The sequence below is a fragment of the Pseudomonas sp. P5_A2_2 genome, from assembly GCF_054177685.1.
The window spans coordinates 1-2,403 of the sequence record NZ_JBGCUL010000705.1; the positions used below are offsets into that span (position 1 = coordinate 1).

Sequence of the window (2,403 nt, forward strand, 5' to 3'; positions counted from 1 at the left end):
GTCAGATATAACCATGCTAATTGATACACCGCCTTCGCGAGCAGGCTCGCTCCTACAAGGGTTTGCAGTGTTCAGGAAACACTCATCCCCAACACCAACTCCACAAACGCCACCGCCGCCGCACTGTGATAGTTGTTCTTGCGCCGAAGCAACGCGGCCCCACGCTCTGGCGCTGCGCCCTGCATGGACAATTTGCGCAACGCCCGATCCTGAGTAGCGATGGGTTCCGGCAGGATGGTGGCGATGGCGCACTGGCGGATGACTTCCAGCAGCGTGTTGACCGAATTCACTTCAATCACCACTTTCGGCCTGATGTGCGCCTGAGCGAAATACTCATCGATGCAGGTGCGGGTGATGTAGTCCGGGGTCAGCAGGGCAAACTCAAGCTGAGCCACCTCTTCAGCGGACAACGCGTCCTGATGTTCGTACAGCGGATGATCGCGCCCAACCATCAACCCCAGGGTTTCGGTAAAGGCCGGAATCGATTCGATGTCGGTGCTTCTCACCTGATCAAACGCAATCGCGATATCCAGCGAATCATCCGCCAGCCCCGCCTCGATCTCGTCCATCGAAAGCTCGAAAATCTCCAGATGGATGTTCGGGTAACGYGCCATGTAGTCGCGCACCAGCGGCCCTACCAGATAGGCCATGAAGGTCGGTGTCATGGCCAGGCGCAGGTTCCCGCGGGACAAATCCTTCACGTCGTGCAACGCACGCTTGCCCGCCTCCAGCTCCACCAGTACCCGCCGCGCGCATTCAATGTAAGCCTCGCCGGCATCGGTGGGTTTGACCGTGCGCGAGGTGCGGTCGAACAGACTCACGCCCAGGGATTCTTCCAGTTGGCGGATCTGCTGCGACAGGGTCGGCTGGGACACGTGCAGCATTTCGGCGGCGCGGGTGAAACCACCCTGTTCGGCCACCGCCAACAGATAACGTAAATGTCGAAGCAACATGGGATTCTCAATCTATAGGCAGTGCTTATAGCTTGCATTGTATATCGGTCTTGGACGCTATGGATTGATCGGCAGAAGATGGCCCCACACCCAAGCGGCACCCCTTCCGATAGGAGAATCACCATGCAACAGTCCCATGCCTACAACGACCCAAGCCTGGCCCTGACCACTTCTGTCCTTGATGCCAAGGCGCGCAAAAACCTGTCGTGGCAGGATCTGGCCGACGGCACAGGTTTGAGCCTGGCCTACGTCACCGCAGCCCTGCTCGGGCAACACCCGCTGCCGGAAAGCGCTGCCAAAGTGGTCGGCGACAAACTCGAACTGGACGCCGACGCCGTGGCCCAGCTACAGATCATCCCGCTGCGCGGCAGCCTCTCGGGTGTGCCAACCGACCCGACCATCTACCGTTTCTACGAAATGATCCAGATCTACGGCACCACCCTCAAAGCCCTGGTTCATGAGCAGTTCGGCGACGGCATCATCAGCGCGATCAATTTCAAGCTCGACATGAAGAAAGTCGAAGATCCGGAAGGCGGCTCCCGCGCCGTCATCACCCTCGACGGCAAGTTCCTGCCCCTGCGTCCCTTCTAAGTTGATACCGGCCCGCACGCCCCGTGCGGGCCGAACCCTGCTCATCCTTGAGGAAGCGATCATGAAAGCGCTCATCGACGGTTTTTTGAAGTTTCAGAAAGAAGCCTTTGCGCAACGCACCGACCTGTTCAAACACCTGGCCACCACCCAACATCCAGGCACGCTGTTCATCAGCTGTTCCGACAGCCGTGTCGTGCCGGAACTGCTGACCCAACAAGAACCCGGTGAACTGTTCGTGATCCGTAACGCCGGCAACATCGTGCCGTCCTACAGTCCGCATCCAGGTGGTGTATCGGCCACGGTCGAATACGCCGTCGCTGTGCTCGGCGTGACTGACATCGTGATCTGCGGCCATTCGGACTGCGGCGCCATGACGGCCGTGGCCAAGTGCACATGCATGGATCACCTGCCTGCCGTCAGCGGCTGGCTGCAACACGCCGAGTCGGCGAAAGTGATCAACGAAGGCCGGCCACATGCCAATGAAGCGGCCAAGGTCAGTTCGATGGTTCGGGAGAATGTCATCGCCCAACTGGCCAACATCCAGACACACCCGAGTGTGCGACTGGCCCAGGAAAAGGGCCTGTTGAACCTGCATGGCTGGGTGTACGACATCGAGACCGGTTCGATCGACGCACTGGATGCCGGCAGCCGGAGCTTCGTGTCGCTGGTCGAGCATCCGGGCACTTGCGCCGTATCGGCCAAGACGATCAAAGCCGCGTGATCAGAACCGCTGTTTGATCAAAAAAGTGACCGCCCTTGCAGCGGTCACTGGTTCCGTCAGCTCAGCGTTTGACGCCCAGATCGACCTGGGTCATGCGGCTGCGAATGGTGAACACGCCATCACCCGAGAGAATCGCAC

General features: G+C 59.4%; 3 protein-coding genes. 2 read left to right on the forward strand and 1 reads right to left on the reverse strand.

Features of this window, described 5'->3' with window-relative positions:
• Positions 1 to 71 precede the first annotated feature (71 nt).
• Positions 72 to 953: a transcriptional regulator CynR gene (gene cynR, locus ACXRVY_RS24530; RefSeq protein WP_223463758.1), complete on the reverse strand. Its 882-nt coding sequence runs from the start codon at positions 951 to 953 to the stop codon at positions 72 to 74.
• Positions 954 to 1,076: 123 nt separating this feature from the next.
• Between cynR and cynS the strand changes: the two genes are divergently transcribed.
• A complete protein-coding gene (gene cynS, locus ACXRVY_RS24535) occupies positions 1,077 to 1,544 on the forward strand; it encodes a cyanase (RefSeq protein ID WP_223463759.1) in 468 nt (155 codons plus the stop codon).
• A 61-nt stretch (positions 1,545 to 1,605) separates the two neighbouring features.
• Positions 1,606 to 2,265 (forward strand): carbonic anhydrase, encoded by a 660-nt coding sequence (locus ACXRVY_RS24540; protein ID WP_223463760.1) that lies wholly within the window; start codon positions 1,606 to 1,608, stop codon positions 2,263 to 2,265.
• Positions 2,266 to 2,403: the final 138 nt, after the last annotated feature.